Origin of the sequence: Patiriisocius sp. Uisw_017 (assembly GCF_047731265.1) — a bacterium.
GTDB lineage: Bacteria > Bacteroidota > Bacteroidia > Flavobacteriales > Flavobacteriaceae > Patiriisocius.
In genome coordinates this window covers 1,558,071-1,575,298 of the sequence record NZ_CP159835.1, presented here as the reverse complement: position 1 = coordinate 1,575,298, position 17,228 = coordinate 1,558,071, and the positions used below count along the sequence as shown (strand labels likewise).

The 17,228-nt window shown below is 37.0% G+C and carries 13 protein-coding genes; 3 read left to right on the top strand and 10 right to left on the bottom strand.

Features of this window, described 5'->3' with window-relative positions; all coding sequences use genetic code 11:
- Nucleotide 1 precedes the first annotated feature (1 nt).
- Together leuD and leuB are read left to right on the top strand one after the other, a co-directional pair.
- Nucleotides 2-592: a 3-isopropylmalate dehydratase small subunit gene (gene leuD / locus ABXT67_RS07065; RefSeq protein WP_415376567.1), complete on the top strand. Its 591-nt coding sequence runs from the start codon at nucleotides 2-4 to the stop codon at nucleotides 590-592.
- 3 nt (nucleotides 593-595) lie between these two features.
- Nucleotides 596-1,714, top strand: coding sequence for a 3-isopropylmalate dehydrogenase (gene leuB / locus ABXT67_RS07060; protein ID WP_415376566.1), 1,119 nt, complete (start codon nucleotides 596-598; stop codon nucleotides 1,712-1,714).
- A gap of 466 nt (nucleotides 1,715-2,180) precedes the next feature.
- On the opposite strand, the gene ABXT67_RS07055 is transcribed toward leuB, so the two are convergent.
- The 8 genes from ABXT67_RS07055 to ABXT67_RS07020 form a co-directional block, all read right to left on the bottom strand.
- Nucleotides 2,181-4,007 (bottom strand): cytochrome c oxidase subunit I, encoded by a 1,827-nt coding sequence (locus tag ABXT67_RS07055; RefSeq protein WP_415376565.1) that lies wholly within the window; start codon nucleotides 4,005-4,007, stop codon nucleotides 2,181-2,183.
- Nucleotides 4,008-4,025: 18 nt separating this feature from the next.
- Nucleotides 4,026-5,093, bottom strand: coding sequence for a cytochrome c oxidase subunit II (locus tag ABXT67_RS07050; protein WP_415376564.1), 1,068 nt, complete (start codon nucleotides 5,091-5,093; stop codon nucleotides 4,026-4,028).
- A gap of 22 nt (nucleotides 5,094-5,115) precedes the next feature.
- Nucleotides 5,116-6,438 carry a quinol:cytochrome C oxidoreductase gene (locus ABXT67_RS07045; RefSeq protein WP_415376563.1) on the bottom strand — a complete coding sequence of 441 codons (1,323 nt, stop codon included), beginning with the start codon at nucleotides 6,436-6,438 and terminating at the stop codon, nucleotides 5,116-5,118.
- 77 nt (nucleotides 6,439-6,515) lie between these two features.
- Nucleotides 6,516-7,166, bottom strand: coding sequence for a c-type cytochrome (locus ABXT67_RS07040; protein WP_415376562.1), 651 nt, complete (start codon nucleotides 7,164-7,166; stop codon nucleotides 6,516-6,518).
- 1 nt (nucleotide 7,167) lies between these two features.
- Nucleotides 7,168-7,704: a DUF3341 domain-containing protein gene (locus tag ABXT67_RS07035; protein ID WP_415376561.1), complete on the bottom strand. Its 537-nt coding sequence runs from the start codon at nucleotides 7,702-7,704 to the stop codon at nucleotides 7,168-7,170.
- A gap of 1 nt (nucleotide 7,705) precedes the next feature.
- Nucleotides 7,706-9,451 (bottom strand): NrfD/PsrC family molybdoenzyme membrane anchor subunit, encoded by a 1,746-nt coding sequence (nrfD, locus tag ABXT67_RS07030; protein WP_415376560.1) that lies wholly within the window; start codon nucleotides 9,449-9,451, stop codon nucleotides 7,706-7,708.
- A 23-nt stretch (nucleotides 9,452-9,474) separates the two neighbouring features.
- Nucleotides 9,475-12,531, bottom strand: coding sequence for a TAT-variant-translocated molybdopterin oxidoreductase (locus tag ABXT67_RS07025; RefSeq protein WP_415376559.1), 3,057 nt, complete (start codon nucleotides 12,529-12,531; stop codon nucleotides 9,475-9,477).
- Nucleotides 12,532-12,571: 40 nt separating this feature from the next.
- Nucleotides 12,572-13,891 carry a c-type cytochrome gene (locus ABXT67_RS07020; protein ID WP_415376558.1) on the bottom strand — a complete coding sequence of 440 codons (1,320 nt, stop codon included), beginning with the start codon at nucleotides 13,889-13,891 and terminating at the stop codon, nucleotides 12,572-12,574.
- Nucleotides 13,892-14,114: 223 nt separating this feature from the next.
- Between ABXT67_RS07020 and ABXT67_RS07015 the strand changes: the two genes are divergently transcribed.
- Nucleotides 14,115-14,504 (top strand): SPOR domain-containing protein, encoded by a 390-nt coding sequence (locus ABXT67_RS07015; protein WP_415376557.1) that lies wholly within the window; start codon nucleotides 14,115-14,117, stop codon nucleotides 14,502-14,504.
- A 341-nt stretch (nucleotides 14,505-14,845) separates the two neighbouring features.
- Here ABXT67_RS07015 and ABXT67_RS07010 read toward each other — a convergent pair whose 3' ends face one another.
- Together ABXT67_RS07010 and ABXT67_RS07005 are read right to left on the bottom strand one after the other, a co-directional pair.
- Nucleotides 14,846-16,162 (bottom strand): sugar MFS transporter, encoded by a 1,317-nt coding sequence (locus tag ABXT67_RS07010; RefSeq protein ID WP_415376556.1) that lies wholly within the window; start codon nucleotides 16,160-16,162, stop codon nucleotides 14,846-14,848.
- A gap of 20 nt (nucleotides 16,163-16,182) precedes the next feature.
- A complete protein-coding gene (locus tag ABXT67_RS07005) occupies nucleotides 16,183-17,187 on the bottom strand; it encodes a N(4)-(beta-N-acetylglucosaminyl)-L-asparaginase (RefSeq protein WP_415376555.1) in 1,005 nt (334 codons plus the stop codon).
- Nucleotides 17,188-17,228 lie beyond the last annotated feature (41 nt).

The window sequence follows — 17,228 nt, the reverse complement described above, 5'->3', positions numbered from 1 at the left end:
CATGGAAAAATTTACAACATTAAATTCTAGGGCAATTCCACTAGACATAGAAAATGTAGATACAGATCAAATTATACCCGCACGTTTTTTAAAAGCGACAGATAAAAAAGGCTTTGGTGAAAACGTTTTTAGGGACTGGCGTTTTAACGATGACAATACAAAAACCGAAGACTTTAGCTTAAACAACTCAAAATATGCTGGCAGCATTTTAGTTGCTGGCAATAATTTTGGTTGTGGCTCTAGTAGAGAACATGCAGCCTGGGCCCTAAGTGATTTTGGTTTTAAAGTAATTGTTTCAAGCTTTTTCGCAGATATTTTTAAAGGAAACGCATTAAATAATGCGCTGTTACCTGTACAAGTTCCTGCAGGTTTTTTAAAGATCTTATTATCTGAAATCACCAATAAACCTGAAACACAACTAGTCGTTGATTTAGAAAACCAAACAATAGCAATGGAAGGTTCATCTTATAAGCAGTCCTTCCAGATTGATGCTTACAAAAGAACCTGTATGATACAGGGGTATGATGATATTGACTATTTACTAAGTAAAAAAGAAGAAATAGCAGCTTTTGAAGCTCAAAAAACATATTAAACTATGATATTAAATATAGCAGTATTACCAGGAGATGGTATAGGCCCAGAAGTTACTTCTCAAGCCATAAAGGTATTAAAAGCCATTGCTTTAGAATTTGATCACACCTTTTTTTTCAAAGAAGCTGCCGTTGGCGCAGTAGCTATTGACAACGAAAACAACCCACTGCCAGATGAAACATTAAAATTGTGCAAATCTAGCGACGCTATCTTATTTGGCGCTATTGGGCATCCAAAATACGACAACGACCCTAGTGCAAAGATAAGACCTGAACAAGGTTTATTAAAATTACGCCAAGAATTAAACCTATTTGCAAATGTCCGACCTGTAAAGGCTTACGATACACTACTAGACAAATCACCACTTAAAAAACATATTATTGAAGGCACAGATATTAGCATATATCGCGAGCTTACTGGCGGCATTTATTTTGGTAAAAAACATTTAAGTGAAGATGGTAACACGGCTTCAGACCTATGCGAATATTCCCGTTTTGAAATTGAGCGTATTGCACATTTGGCCTTTAAAGCAGCACAAAGTAGAAATAAAAAAATAACCTTAGTTGATAAAGCAAACGTTCTAGAAACTTCTCGTTTATGGCGAAGGGTAGTCACAGAATTAGCTACTCAATATCCTGATGTAACCTTGGACTTTTTGTTTGTAGATAATGCAGCAATGCAAATAATCTTAAACCCAAAACAGTTTGATGTCATATTAACCGAAAACCTATTTGGCGATGTAATTAGTGACGAAGCAAGTGTAATAGGAGGTTCTATTGGATTACTCGCTTCTGCTTCATTTGGAGACCGGTATGCTTTGTTCGAGCCAATTCATGGCTCTTATCCCCAAGCTACAGGAAAAGGCATAGCAAACCCAATAGCTTCTATTTTGAGCGCAGCAATGCTCTTAGAACATTTTGAACTATTTGACGAAGCTCAATTAGTACGCGAAGGAGTCGAGCGTTCTCTTGAATTAAACATTACAACCCAAGATTTAAATCCAGAGAACACGACAATAACAACTACTAATATTGGTGACTTTGTTGATGATTTTATAAGCAACCCAAATGATTCGAATATTAATTTTACTAATATCCATTTGGGACAATCAACGATTATTTAAGTCTCATTTTTAATTCATAATAATTAGTAACCTTAATCCCAATCATTTTCTCTAAAGAAACACCTGCATAACCATGGCTCTAATAAAATTAAGAATTTATATAATCGTATAAACCTTCCAAAGCCCTGAACAACTTATACAAGGCTGACACTGTACGCTTTTTAGTTAGTAGAAAACAAAATGATTTGAAAGTTTAGTACATACCGGTAGGTGCACTTTGCATTCAAAACAGAAATTCAACAAAAAACGCCCTTAATTAAGGGCGTTTTAATCTAATAACCTGAATTCTCCTCAAAATTCATAATTAATACATTGTAAAAATAAGAAGGAAATAGTCTATACAACATACCCAATACTGGGTATATTTTAGAAATTAAGATATATACCAAAAAAATAAAGCCCTTTCCTAATTGTGGAGGGCTTTATTTCAATTGTATTCTTTATGATACCCATGTGAGTGGGTATTTTAATGATTCATTTCTTCTTCGTTCCCTTGAATTGGAATATGTTGCGGTGTATAATCTTGACCAGGAATAACATAATCTGTTCCATCCTCATTCAATTTACTGTAATCATAAGACCAACGGTGTACTTCAGGAATTGGACCATCCCAGTTACCGTGGATATGCTTAACTTCAGCGGTCCATTCTAACGTATTCGATTTCCAAGGATTTTGTGGTCCTTGCTTTCCGTAGAACATAGAATGAATAAAGTTGTACAAAAATACAAGTTGTGCCCCGGCTGTTATAATAGCAAATATCGTAATTACCACATTGATGTCTGCTAAATCATCAAAGTATGGGAACGCCGTATTGGTGTAGTATCTACGTGGCAACCCTGCCATCCCTATAAAGTGCATTGGGAAGAAAACGCCATAAGATCCTACGACCGTAATCCAAAAATGTACATACCCTAAGTTTTTGTTCAGCATTTTACCTTCAAACATCTTCGGGAACCAGTGATATACCCCAGCGAACAAACCATACAATGCAGATATACCCATTACTAAGTGGAAGTGAGCGACTACAAAATAGGTGTCGTGAACGTTAATATCTAATGCACTGTCTCCTAAAATGATACCGGTTAAACCTCCTGTGATGAAAGTAGAAACAAATCCAATGGAAAAGAGCATTGCTGCGTTCATTTGCAAATTACCCTTCCAGAGTGTCGTAATCCAATTAAAAGATTTTACTGCTGAAGGAATTGCAATTAATAATGTTGTAAAGGTAAATACAGAACCTAGAAATGGATTCATCCCCGATATAAACATATGGTGACCCCACACAATCGTTGAAAGAAATGCAATCGCTAATATAGAAGCCACCATCGCTCTATATCCAAAGACAGGTTTTCGTGCGTTGGTTGCCAATACTTCAGAAACGATTCCCATCGCAGGAAGTATAACAATGTATACTTCTGGATGACCTAAGAACCAAAATAGGTGCTCAAACAGTACCGGAGATCCTCCTTGGTTGTGAAGAACTTCTCCCGCAATATAAATATCTGATAAGAAAAATGAAGTTCCAAAACTTCTATCCATCACGAGCATTAACACTGCCGATAATAAAACCGGGAACGATACGACTCCAATAATTGCTGTTACAAAAAATGCCCAAATTGTTAAAGGAAGTCTCGTCATCTTCATTCCTTTAGTTCGCAAGTTGATTACCGTTACGATATAATTAAGTGCTCCAAGTAATGATGACGCAATAAAGATTCCCATTGAAACCAACCATAAGGTCATTCCTGCTCCAGAACCTGGTATTGCCTGAGGGAGTGCACTTAAAGGGGGATAAATTGTCCATCCTGATGACGCTGGCCCAGCCTCTACAAAAAGGGACATTATCATTATAAAGCTTGATAAGAAGAATAACCAGTAAGAAACCATATTTAGGAAACCCGAGGCCATATCTCTAGCACCAATCTGCAATGGAATCAATAAATTACTAAATGTTCCACTCAATCCAGCAGTCAGCACAAAAAACACCATGATCGTACCGTGTATCGTAACTAATGCTAAATAAACACTAGGGTCCATAACACCGCCTTCTGCCCACTTCCCTAGAAGTAATTCAAAAATCTGGAACGGTTCTTCTGGCCAAGCTAATTGAATTCTCATAAGAATAGACATCGCAATTCCTATAATTCCCATAAACAATCCTGTTATAAGGTATTGTTTAGAAATCATTTTGTGATCTGTACTAAAGACATACTTAGTAACGAATGTTTCTTTATGATGATGCTCGTGATCATCATGATGATCTACTAGAGCGTTTTTTGCGAGTGATGACATATCTTTATAGCTTTTTTTTTATTTCTTTAATGTTGTTGCAATGTTCGGCTGTTCAGCCAACCAAGCATCATAATCCTCTTGTGATTGAACAACAATTTTCATTTGCATATTATAGTGGTTAGTACCACAAATTTTATTGCATAACAATAGGTAATCAAACTCGTAAGGCTCTAATGCTTCTTCTCCTTTGATGGCCAAATCTTTACTTTTATCCCTTCTAAGACTATTAATTTTTCTAACTTTCGCTACTACTTCCTCATCCAATCGCATGTCTTCTGTAGTAATGGACGGTGTAAATGAAAACTGGGTAATCATACCAGGAACAACGTTCATTTGTGCTCTAAAATGCGGCATATATGCCGAGTGCAATACGTCCTGAGAACGCATTTTGAACAGAATTTTTCTTCCTAATGGCAAATGAAGTTCATTCACAACAATATCATCTTGTGCATTAGGATCTGAGGTATCAACTCCTAATTGATTTATTCCTTCAATAAGTCTTACATTAGCTTCTCCAAGGGTATTATCAGCTCCGCTATAACGTGCCCTCCAATCAAACTGATATGCATACAGCTCTACAACCATAGGATCATCTTCACTATCCACATTCATAATATCGGTCCAAGTAAAAAGGCCATAAATAATCAAGCCTGCTAAAACAATTACTGGAATTATTGTCCATATAAATTCTAGTTTATCGTTGTCTGCAAAAAACAATGCCCGTTTCGCCGTATTTCCTCTGTATTTAAACGAAAAGTAACTTAGCAGCCATAATGTAAAGAATCCTACAACAAAAATTAATGACATAGAAATCCACATCAAACTGTCTATTCCAGCACCGTGTTCGGAAGCAGCTTTAGGCAATAATACATCCCACCATTTGTAAAAACAAATAATTAACAATATATATGTAAAAAACACGAACCCTAACATCAACCATCCATTGATATTATTGTCTTTTTCTGAAGCAACTTCTGAGGAATTACCTAGCTGTTCAGTCGATTTAGACATGTTGAATATCTTACCCAATTGAAGCACGGTAATTCCGAAAAGAATGATTACTAATACAACTAAAAATGCGGTCATCGTTCTCTCTTGTAATAATTAATTAATAATGAAAGTTCTTACTCTCTTTGATAAATGGGTTGTTTTTCATCAATAATGGAGCTTTTGTCAACGCAGTAAACACTATGAACACAAATAATCCAAAGAAAAACATTAATGAGCTTATTTCTGGTAATCCTATAAACCAACTTGTTCCAACTGTTGCGGGCATTACAAGGACAAAAACATCCACGTAATGTCCCACAAGTACAACAATTCCCGTTAGGACTACAAACCAATTTACTCTCTTAAAATCGCTATTCATTAATAGCAACACTGGAAACAAGAAGTTCATTGCTAACATTCCAAAGAATGGTAATTTAAAATCTTCAATCCTAGTGATAAAATAGGTTACCTCTTCCGGAATGTTAGCATACCAAATTAGCATGAACTGGGAGAACCATAAGTAAGTCCAGAAAATACTAAATCCGAACATAAACTTAGCTAAATCATGAATATGACTGTCGTTAACAAATTCTAAATAACCTTGTGATTTCAAGAAAATAGTCACCATAGCAATTGTTGTGATTCCACAAACCATCATTCCTGCTAAAACATACCATCCATATAAAGTAGAGAACCAGTGCGGATCAAAACTCATTAACCAGTCCCAAGTCATCATTGATTCAGTGTATAAAAAAAATACTAAAAATCCCGCCGAAATTCTAAAGGTCTTTTTAAAGTATCTATTATCGTCTACCTTATCACTCGCTCGAGAAAACTTAACTGCGTAGGTACGATATAGTATCCATCCACCCATAAATATTGCTGCTCTTATTAGAAACCAATAGCTATTCAACCATCCTGCTTTACCTTGAAGAAGTTTATCATGCGCTACTACTTCCGGATCTGCCCAAACAAATAAATGATTTATATGAAATCCCGACAATCCTAATAACACAAACATTAAAATTCCACCAGGCACTAAATACGCTGTAATAGCCTCCATAACCCTAAACAACACTGGCGACCAACCTGCTTGTGCCGAAACATTTACCGCATAAAATGCTAAAACACCTAACGCAATCATGAAGAAGAAGAAACACGCTATATACAATGCGGACCAGGGTCTATTTTGTAATTGGTGCAATGTATGTTCTAAGTGCTCTTGCTCGTGATCTACCTCATGTCCACTAGTCCCGTAGGAGTCTAATTCCGCCGTATCATGAGCTGCAGTTGCTTGTTGCTCTTCAGCATCATGCTCGTTTGCGCTACCTTCATCATTATGAGCCATCATTTCTTTAACTTCAGCAGTGTTTGCTGGTGCAGTTAAGAATCCTGCAACAATGCCTAGTGCTCCAACCACCATAAAGATGATTGCGAACATTTTTAATTTACCGGGTAATATGTACGTATCTTTCGACATTATCTTATTGCTTAATTATTTTGATCAATTGCATCTCCTTATAGCTCTACAGTAACAGCACTCTCATCTGAACCTGTTACTAATTCAAAAGCCCCATTTTCTTCAACGACTATCTTAGGCTCCTTTAATGGTTCTCCTAAAAGAGTTGCTTTTAAGTTCATAACATGCTGAGTAATTTGCCATCTCTCCTCTTCATTTGTTTGTGATGCATAAGATCCCATACTATTAAGACCATACATTTGCACGTGATAGGTACCCCCCTCTGTAATAAGTCTTCCTGGATCAGCATAACTCGGAATCCCTAAAAACTTTTCTCGTTGCATTAAAATTCCATTACCATCTCCTTTCTCTCCGTGACAAACAGAACAATAAATATTATATAACTCTTTTCCATCAGCAAGGTTCTCTTCAGTTACTTCCAAAGGACTCTTTAGTGATGCTTTAGCTTCATTTAACCCTTTTGTCGTATTTGGATAATCATACGGTTGCCATCCTCTTGGAATACTACCTTCAACAGGCAACATAGCTTCTAAACCACCAGGGAAGACTTCGTATTCTCCATAGGTCTCATAGCCAACTGGTTCATACATGTTTGGCATATATTGAAAATTAGGCTTTGTATTATCAGCACAAGAAATTACTGTAATCAACCCTAATAACGCGAAACTTATTTTCAGTATTTTATTCATATTAATGATCGTCTTCAGATTCTACTATACTCAATTCTGTTGCACCTGTATCGTACAAGAATTTAGAAACTTTTTCAATATCGTGATTTCCCGCATCTACCGCCATTAGGAAATGGTCATCTGTAGTTCTTACATCAGGATTTTCAGCTTTTTTAAATGGCCATAATTTACTTCTCATGTAAAAGGTAATCACCATTAAATGGGCGGCAAAAAACACCGTCAATTCAAACATAATTGGCACAAACGCAGGCATATTTTCCAGATAGCTAAAACTTGGTTTTCCTCCAATATCCTGAGGCCAGTCTTCAATCATAATGAAATTCATCATTGCGAATGACACTCCTAATCCAACCAGACCGTACATAAAAGAGCAAATTGCAATTCTAGTTGGTTCGAGTCCCATAACCTTATCTAGGCCGTGAACCGGAAATGGCGTGTAAACCTCTTCGATATGATACTTCTCTCCACGTACCTGCTTTACAGCTTGCATCAGGATATCATCATCCGTATAAATTGCATGTATCACTTTAGAAGCCATACTAATTGTTTTTAAGTTTTGTTGCTTGACCAGCCCAATCATCGCGTTTTGCTCTGCCTGGAAATTCGCCAATAATATCGTCTAATAAATCGTAATCTTCATTAGTCATTCTACTTACTTGTTCATAAGTGAAGATTCCTAATTGCTGTAATTTCTGTTCCATTACCGGACCAACCCCACTAATCTTTTTAAGATCATCTTCTGTTTGTGTTGCTGAGTCAAAAGAACCTAGTTTGTTCAATAATGCGATAATTTTTTCTTTATCAAATCCATTTTCAACGGCTTCATCTAGCTTGTCTTTATCTGCCGTTGTATTGGTAATTGGTGTTCTTATTACAGTACTGTAATGGTTTACACCATCACCGTGTTCTGCTCTCATTTTCTTATACAACGAACCACTCGATTTTAAGATAGACTTTACCTCTGCTTGCGCAATTACTGGGAACGTCCTAGCGTACAATAAAAATAATACAAAAAAGAATCCAATGGTTCCAATGAAAATTCCAATATCTACAAAAGTAGGAGAAAACATCGTCCACGATGATGGAAGGTAATCTCTATGCAATGATGTTACAATAATTACAAAACGTTCAAACCACATCCCTATATTTACTACTATCGATATAAAGAAAGAAAACATGATACTCGTACGTAATTTTTTAAACCACATAAATTGAGGAGAAATAACGTTACAAGACATCATTGCCCAATATGCCCACCAGTAAGGACCTGTTGCTCTATTCAAAAATGCGTATTGTTCGTACTCCACCCCAGAGTACCAAGCAATAAACAACTCCGTAATATATGCAACACCTACAATAGAACCTGTAATCATAATTACAATGTTCATTAATTCAATGTGCTGTATTGTGATATAATCTTCTAGATTTGAAACTTTTCGCATTATAATTAGCAATGTATTTACCATTGCAAATCCAGAAAATACTGCTCCCGCAACAAAATATGGAGGGAAGATTGTTGTGTGCCATCCAGGTATTACAGAAGTAGCAAAATCAAAAGATACGATTGTGTGTACTGAAAGAACAAGTGGTGTTGCTAAACCTGCCAAAACCAATGAAACTTCTTCAAAACGCTGCCAATCTTTTGCACGACCACTCCATCCAAAAGATAGAATTCCGTAAATCTTCTTTGTGAAAGGTGTTACTGCTCTATCGCGAATCATAGCAAAATCAGGCAACAATCCTGTCCACCAAAAAACCAACGAAACTGAAAGATATGTCGAAATTGCAAATACATCCCAAAGCAATGGGGAGTTAAAGTTTACCCACAAAGAACCAAACTGATTAGGAATAGGCAATACCCAGTAAGCCAACCAAGGACGACCCATGTGTATTATAGGAAACAATCCTGCTTGTATTACAGAAAAAATGGTCATTGCCTCCGCAGAACGGTTAATGGCCATTCTCCATTTTTGACGGAACAGTAATAATACTGCAGAAATTAATGTCCCTGCGTGACCAATACCTACCCACCATACAAAGTTGGTAATATCCCAAGCCCAACCTACGGTCTTGTTCAATCCCCAAACTCCAATACCGGTAGAGACAGTGTAAATAATACAACCTAGTCCCCAACCAAATGCCACAAGGGCTATGGTAAACACAATCCACCAGGATTTGTTGGCTTTTCCTTCAACAGGAGCTGCAACATCCACAGTAATATCGTGGTAGTTTTTATCTCCTATAACTAAGGGTCTTCTAATAGGTGCTTCGTAATGCGACGCCATATTTAATACTATTTCTTAGTTGATTATACTTCTTTAGAGTTTCTCACTTTTGTCTTATAGAAAACATTAGGCTTTGTACCTACGGCTGCTAATAAGTGATACATTCTCTCATCTTTCTTCTCTTTATATACTTCACTATCGTGGTCATTGATATCTCCAAATACCATTGCTCCACTCTCACAAGCTGATGAACACGCTGTTTGAAATTCTGAATCTTTTACTGGACGCCCATCTCTCTTTGCTTCAAGTATTGAATACTGTGTTTTCTGAATGCACATAGAACACTTCTCCATTACCCCTCTTGATCTAACGTTCACATCAGGATTTAATACCATACGACCTACGTCGTTATTCATATGGTAATCAAACTCATCATTTTCATTATACAAGAACCAGTTAAAACGACGTACTTTATAAGGACAGTTATTTGCACAGTATCTAGTACCCACACAACGGTTATACGCCATATGATTTTGGCCTTGACGACTATGTGTTGTTGCAGCAACCGGGCAAACAGTCTCACAAGGTGCGTGGTTACAATGTTGACACATTACTGGCTGAAATGCTACTTGTGGATTTACACTAGGATCTTCCAACTCTCCAAAACCTCCTAGCGATCCATTGTCTCCAGACAATCCTGAAAAACCTTCTTTCTTGTCTTTATCGTCAATAAATGTTTCATCAGAAGAATAATATCTATCTATACGCAACCAGTGCATATCGCGGCTACGTCGTATTTCAGTCTTACCTACTACAGGAACGTTGTTTTCTGCGTGACAAGCAATAACACAAGCACCACATCCAGTACACGCGTTTAAATCTATCGAAAGATTAAAATGATGTCCTATTGAACGGTCAAAAGAGGTCCATAAATCTGCATCCGGAGATGTTACTGGAATTTCTTTATGATCTTTAGAAACCATTGGTACTGGATTCCAATCACGTGCCGTTTTTGTATTAAAAACCTCTAGACTTGTTTCGCGAATAATATCGCGACCCATCATTGTATTGTGTAACTGTACACAAGCAAATTCGTGCTCTCCCTCTACTTTCTCTAAAGTAACATTTTGAATAGCACTAAAGTCTTTATATAATGCATAGGCATTAACACCTGTTTGCATTTCTTCTTGAATTGAAGCAGTTTTACCATACCCCAAAGCTAATCCAACAGATCCTTTAGCTTGACCAGGCTGAATTAATACAGGAACATTTTCTATCACCACATCACCCATTGTAACATTTACGAGGCTTCCGTTAAGACCACCAGTTGCAACGTTCACATTTTCAAGACCCATTGCCTCTGCATCTGCTTTTGAAACGGTAACATAATTATCCCAAGAAGTTCTTGTAATAGGATCTGGCATTTCCTGCAACCAAGGATTGTTTGCTTGCTGACCATCACCTAAACCTGTTTTTGTGTAGAGTGTCAATTCTAAACCACCATCTTGTAAAGTACTCAAAGCACCATTTGATGTTTTTGAAACAAACTCTTCAGATACTGAATTGGCTTCACTTTCTACCTGTGCGTTAGAGGATAAGACCCCTGCTTGTAAAACTTTATTCCAAGAAGACCCATCTAAAACGTCTGTCCAAGTATCTTTTATATAGTCGTAATAATTTTTTGAATTACCAGTCCATTGCAACAATGTATCTTGAAATTGTCTCGTTGAGAACAACGGACGAATCGTAGGCTGCATTAAACTAAAAGCGCCTTTCTTTATTTGTGCATCTCCCCATGACTCTAAGTAATGGGGTGTTGCAGCAACCATATCTGCTAATTCAGCAGTCGCATCTTTTTTAGACGCAAAAGCTAATTTCATTTCTAATTTACTATATGCGTCTGCAAATTTCGCGCTGTTTGGAAATGAATACACAGGATCTACTCCCACTGTAATCATTCCTTTAACGGTTCCATTAAGGACACCTTGCATTACACTTGCAACCTCAGCGCTATTACCTTGGCGTGTCAATCTTGGCCTTTCAGCATCCATAACAACACTCTCTGCATTTGCTCTCAATGCCATCGCCTGGGCTTCAGCACTTGGTAATCCTGTGATAAGAACCGCTTTATTTCCTGCCGCTAATAACTGAGCTTTTGCAGAATTTACAGCTGCCACTACCCTTTCAGGAAGACCAGACGCACTTCCGCCAGTTAATGCTTTTATCACCTGTAATTGTTGACTTGGAGTTACTGGTACACGCTTATCAGCATTTGCCCCAGATAATGTCATATTGGCCTCGAACTGAACATGGCGTGACATTTTACCATTCTTAGGAATACGACTCTTTGAATATCCTGCATCAAATCCTCCCCCTTGCCAATCTCCTAAAAAATCTGCTCCTACTGACACTATTACTTCAGCTTTGCTAAAGTCGTAATCAGCCATTGCTCTTGTTCCATAAATACTCTGAAAAGCGTCTAACGCTTCCGAAGAGGAAACAGTGTCATATATAACGTGACGAACATTTGAAAACTTCGTCGTGAATTCTTTAATTAATCTTGAAGTAGATGGGCTTGCAAAAGTCTGTGTCAACAACACGACATCTTTGCCCTTCATCTCATTCATTTTTCCTGCTGCCGCTAGATCAAAATCGGCCCAAGAAACTTCTTCACCTCCTACAAGTGGCGCTTTTAATCTGCGATTATCGTATAATGATAATACAGAAGCGTGTACACGAGCATTAACCCCGCCTGAGGTAGACAAGTCATTCCGCTCTATCTTAATAGGACGGCCTTCTCTTGTTTTTACCAATATGTTTGCAAAATCAAAACCATCTGCAATTGTGGACGCATACATATTTGGCACACCAGGAACAATTTCGTCTGGAGCAACAACATAAGGAATAGATTTAATCACTGGACCCTCACAAGCCGCGAACGATGCTGCAGCCGTTGTGAAACCAACGTACTTTAAAAAATCACGACGCGTCGTTGATGTTGCATCGAGTGTTTCTTTATCGCCTAAAAACTCATCTGTAGGTATTGCAGTTACAAATTCATTTTGTTGTAGCGTCTCAACAATAGTGCTGTTTTCATTCAGCTCCTCAACACTTTTCCAGTATTTCTTGTTTGATGCCATTTATAAACTTTTAGTTTTCTTAATTTTTAAAAATCACTTATTAATAGTGACACTTACCACATTCTAAACCACCCATTTGCGCAGCTGTTAACTGCTCAACTCCATACTTCTTGGATAGCTCTTCGTGAATTTTTTCATAATATTCGTTTCCTTCAACATTAATGTTGGTCTCTCGGTGACAGTTAATACACCACCCCATTGTTAATGGAGAGTATTGATACATGATTTCCATTTCCTCTACAGGACCGTGGCATTTTTGACAATCAATACCAGCAACAGTAACGTGTTGTGAGTGATTAAAATACGCAAAATCAGGTAAATTATGTATGCGAACCCATTTCACAGGTTCTTCCTCGCCAGTATATTTCTGATTTTCTTCATCCCAACCCACTGCCGTGTATAGTTTTTGAATTTCTTTATTATAATCTATACCATATTCTTCAATTCCTTCAGCATACACATCTTCAGAAACCTCACCAATATTTTTATGACAATTCATACATACATTAAGTGATGGAATACCAGAATGCTTACTCTTTCTAGCAGATGAATGACAGTAGTTACAATCTATTTCATTACTTCCAGCGTGGATTCTATGCGAATAATGGATTGGTTGAACAGGCGCATAGCCTTGATCTAAACCTACCTGCATAAAGAAACCATACATAAAATAAGCCGCTGTTAACAAAAGGAAGACTGAAGAAACCAACATTAAGAATTGATTTTCTACGATTCGCTTCCAGATTGGAGTCCCTTTTTCTTTCTCTTCGTAAACAACCCCGTTTACAGTTGCAATTCGCTTTAAAGTTTTTGTTACCAACAATAGCATTGTCACTAACAATAAAAACACTAAACCTAGGGCGCCCAAAATAATATTATTTGAAACACCACCACCGCTTCCTCCGCCTCCAGCAGCTACTACCGCACTAACTGGAACTGCTGCCACCACTTTTGGCAAACTTGTATAGGCTAAAATGTTATCAATGTCCCCATTACTCAAACCTGGGAAAGATTGCATTACAGATTTGTTATACTCTTCGTAGATTGCATTCGCTTGTGAATCTCCACTCGCAATTAAAGCTGTGCTATTTTTTATCCATTTGTAAAGCCATTCTTTTTCGTACTTCTCTGCCACATTTCTTAACATTGGCCCAGTCGCTTTCTTATCTAACTTATGACAGGCTGCACAATTAGCCTTGAAAAGCGCTTTTCCTGCTTCAGCGTCAGCCCCACCTTCAACCATAGCCGCTGGAGTTGCTGTCTCAGTTTGAGAAAAAATGGTTGTTGAGCAAGTAAGCAAAAACGCTAACAATACTAGAGACAAAATGAAGCGCAGTTTATTAAAATTTACCTTTTGCATATTGAATAGATACTATACATTATAAATTTGGCATGTAATTAGTTGTAAATTGAACTAAAATTTTCGGTTAAATGATGCCCTAAATAAGGTTGCAAAAGTAGTACATAAAGTCCATTTTTTTTCTCTAATTAAAGCGTTAACAGCTAATTTATAATTATTCTAAATAATAATTTTGTATTCAAAAAGTTAAACTCTTGTACATTTGCATAATCATCTTCTTATTATGGAAAACAAACTTATATTCAACCTATTTACAGTCAGTATTTTGCTATTGGCTTTCTCTCAAACGCTAAAAGCACAATCGGGAACCGTGACTATTAGTGCCGATTCAAAAATCAATGAATTCTTAATGTTAAAAAAAGACCTTGAGAAGGAAAACAAATTGAGTGACGGGTATACCATTCAATTATATTATGGAGAACTTAACAAAGCAAACAGCATTATAAGGAATTATAGGGCAGCTTATAGTACTTGGCCAGCTTCTATCGAATATGAAACTCCTAACTATAAAGTATGGGCTGGTAATTTTGCTACAAGACTGGAAGCAGATCGTGCACTTATGGAGATTCAAGAAGAGTTTGGCGGCGCCTTTATTCTTGAAAAGAAAAAGTAAATTTTAAACTTAGAATTGTAGTTTCCTATTGGCAAATGATGCATTTAGACCACCTCTATTTCACTACTTTGAAAGCCAATTTTTAAATTTTTAGGCCTCCTGATTTAGAATTATACTTCTAGAATTATTAAGCTTCTTTTTTTAATTAAAAAAAGAAGACTTTGTAACGATTAACCTCCTTTATTAAAGTTTTTCCAGGTCACATTTTTAGACTTAGATAAAGAATAAAAAAAATACAAATAAAATTATCAACATCCTTGACCACTGGTCTACTTATACCAACAAATCTATAAAAAATTTAATAAGCAAAATATAATATTATGCTCTAACAGGGGGGCGCCTTATTTACTAAAGGCTCCGTTCTTAGATTTAATATGCCCAAAATAGAGAATGTACCCATAACATAGAATAACTAGTAATAACGCAGTTTTAAAACCTACGTTGTCTATTAACACGCCGTATAATAGCGGGATAATAGCTCCCCCCACAATTGCCGTACATAACATCCCAGAAACCAGCGGTTTCAAATCGCCTTGCCCCTCAATAGTTAACGTAAATATCGTAGGAAACATAATGGAGTTAAACAACCCTACTGCTAAAATTGTCCACATTGCAACAAGACCATTAGTAGTCATAGAAACTACAAGCATAAGAATAGCAAGTGACGCAAAAATGGCTAGAACTTTACCTGGCTCAATAATTCTGGTCAATACGGCTCCTATAAATCTCCCAGCCATAGCTCCGCCCCAATACAAAAACACAAAAGACCCCACAATTGCTTTTGCATCTACCTCAATTAAGCTTCGACCAAGCATATTAGTTGAAATAGTATTCATAAATTGATTTTCTACAATCAGCGTTGCCAAATTCATATCTAAAAAATACAACACTAAAAAACTTCCTATTGCAACTTCAGCACCTACATAGAGAAATATACCAACTACACCCATCATTACAAGCTTGTTGTTAAGCAATTGTAAATAACCATCCTTTGGGCTTTTTTTTAAAATTTTAGGAAGTTTTATAAAAATGAAAATAAGCGCTAAAAATGCAATGCAAGCAGCCAGTATTAAAAACGGGGAAGAGACGGCAGCAGCTTCCGCAAAGAAATATTCCTTTTGTTCTGATTCTGATAACTTTGTAATAGCATCAGAAGACATTATGGTATCACTTAATAAAAATGACGCCCCAACAATTGGTGCTATAGTTGTACCTACAGAGTTGAATGCTTGGGCAAGATTAAGACGGCTTGAAGAACCTTCTTCGCTTCCTAAAACGGCAACATAAGGATTTGCTGCTACTTGTAGAATTGTAATACCAGCAGCCAAAGTAAAATAACCTAGTATAAAGACAGCAAAAACACGTTCGCTTGCGGCAGGAGAAAATAAAACGCAACCTAAAGCCATCACACCTAAGCCTAATACGATGCCTTTTTGATACCCAATTTTAGACAATATCCAACCCGCAGGAACTGAAAAAACAAAAAAGGCACCAAAAAAAGCTAACTGAACTAATACAGCCTGAAAATTTGAAAGTTCAAATACATCCTTTAACCTTGGGATTAAACTATCCACCAATACGGTAATAAAACCCCAAAGAAAAAATAAGGTTGTAACAATAATAAAAGCGATAGTGTAACTCTTTTTTGATTGATTCATAGTACTGTATTGTATTGCTTTTATTTTTTATTGTAGAAATCTGGATGGACCGCTTCATTTCGACCCCCTTGGTAAGTGGTCGTCATAAAACCTTCGTGAATGGAGTAAGCACCTGTTTCACCTTTTTTATTTACCGCAATATAACCCACTTGAAAATCTTCAAAATTCGGTGATTTGTTAATGACTCTTTTTACGGCTTCTTCGCAGGCTTCTTGAGGTGTTTTTCCTTGACGCATTAGTTCAACAATTAAAAAACTACCCACTGTTTTTAATACTTCTTCGCCTAAACCAGTAGCGGTGGCAGCTCCTATTTCATTATCAACAAACAATCCTGCGCCAATAATAGCTGAATCTCCAACCCGGCCTGACATTTTATAAGCAAGACCGCTCGTTGTGCAGCCACCAGATATATTCCCATTTTTATCCACGGCAAGCATTCCTATAGTATCGTGATTTTCTATATTGATGATGGGTTTATATTTTGAAGTTTTTTTCCACTCCTCCCAAGCTTTTCTAGACGCATCTGTTAATAAATTTTCACGCTTAAATCCTTTTGAAACAGCAAACTCTTCAGCTCCAACGGCTGCTAAAAGCACGTGTGGCGTTTCTTCCATTACCTTTTTTGCAACTGCTATAGGATGTTTAATATGCTCCATGCAAACCACTGCTCCATAGTCACCGTTTTCGTTCATCACGCAAGCGTCTAACGTAACACGACCCTCCCGATCTGGCAATCCACCTATTCCCACAGATTGTCCTTCAGCATTTGCTTCTTCTACCCCGCAACCATCAATAATAGCGTCCAATGCAGATTTTCCTTCTTGTAACGACTTCCAGGCTTTCTCAGTAGCTCTTTTCACATCCCAGGTTGCTATGACGACAGGTAAAGCAATTTTTCCATTTCCTTTAGCTACAATAGCTGCTGTATTCTCTTTCTTAGTTTCCGCACAAGCAAGTATTGCTGCTCCAACTGAAACTCCAACACTACCAAGTGCTGCACGTTGTATAAATATTCTTCTTTTCATTCGTTTATAATTTACGCTCTAAAAGCGAAGGTTTATTTTAA

Bases quoted from the DNA above. Each gene is read 5' to 3' on its own strand.
- leuD (WP_415376567.1), top strand. From the start codon at position 2: ATGGAAAAATTTACAACATTAAATTCTAGGGCAATTCCACTAGACATA.
- leuB (WP_415376566.1), top strand. From the start codon at position 596: ATGATATTAAATATAGCAGTATTACCAGGAGATGGTATAGGCCCAGAA.
- ABXT67_RS07055 (WP_415376565.1), bottom strand. From the start codon at position 4,007: ATGTCATCACTCGCAAAAAACGCTCTAGTAGATCATCATGATGATCAC.
- ABXT67_RS07050 (WP_415376564.1), bottom strand. From the start codon at position 5,093: ATGACCGCATTTTTAGTTGTATTAGTAATCATTCTTTTCGGAATTACC.
- ABXT67_RS07045 (WP_415376563.1), bottom strand. From the start codon at position 6,438: ATGTTCGCAATCATCTTTATGGTGGTTGGAGCACTAGGCATTGTTGCA.
- ABXT67_RS07040 (WP_415376562.1), bottom strand. From the start codon at position 7,166: ATGAATAAAATACTGAAAATAAGTTTCGCGTTATTAGGGTTGATTACA.
- ABXT67_RS07035 (WP_415376561.1), bottom strand. From the start codon at position 7,704: ATGGCTTCTAAAGTGATACATGCAATTTATACGGATGATGATATCCTG.
- nrfD (WP_415376560.1), bottom strand. From the start codon at position 9,451: ATGGCGTCGCATTACGAAGCACCTATTAGAAGACCCTTAGTTATAGGA.
- ABXT67_RS07025 (WP_415376559.1), bottom strand. From the start codon at position 12,531: ATGGCATCAAACAAGAAATACTGGAAAAGTGTTGAGGAGCTGAATGAA.
- ABXT67_RS07020 (WP_415376558.1), bottom strand. From the start codon at position 13,891: ATGCAAAAGGTAAATTTTAATAAACTGCGCTTCATTTTGTCTCTAGTA.
- ABXT67_RS07015 (WP_415376557.1), top strand. From the start codon at position 14,115: ATGGAAAACAAACTTATATTCAACCTATTTACAGTCAGTATTTTGCTA.
- ABXT67_RS07010 (WP_415376556.1), bottom strand. From the start codon at position 16,162: ATGAATCAATCAAAAAAGAGTTACACTATCGCTTTTATTATTGTTACA.
- ABXT67_RS07005 (WP_415376555.1), bottom strand. From the start codon at position 17,187: ATGAAAAGAAGAATATTTATACAACGTGCAGCACTTGGTAGTGTTGGA.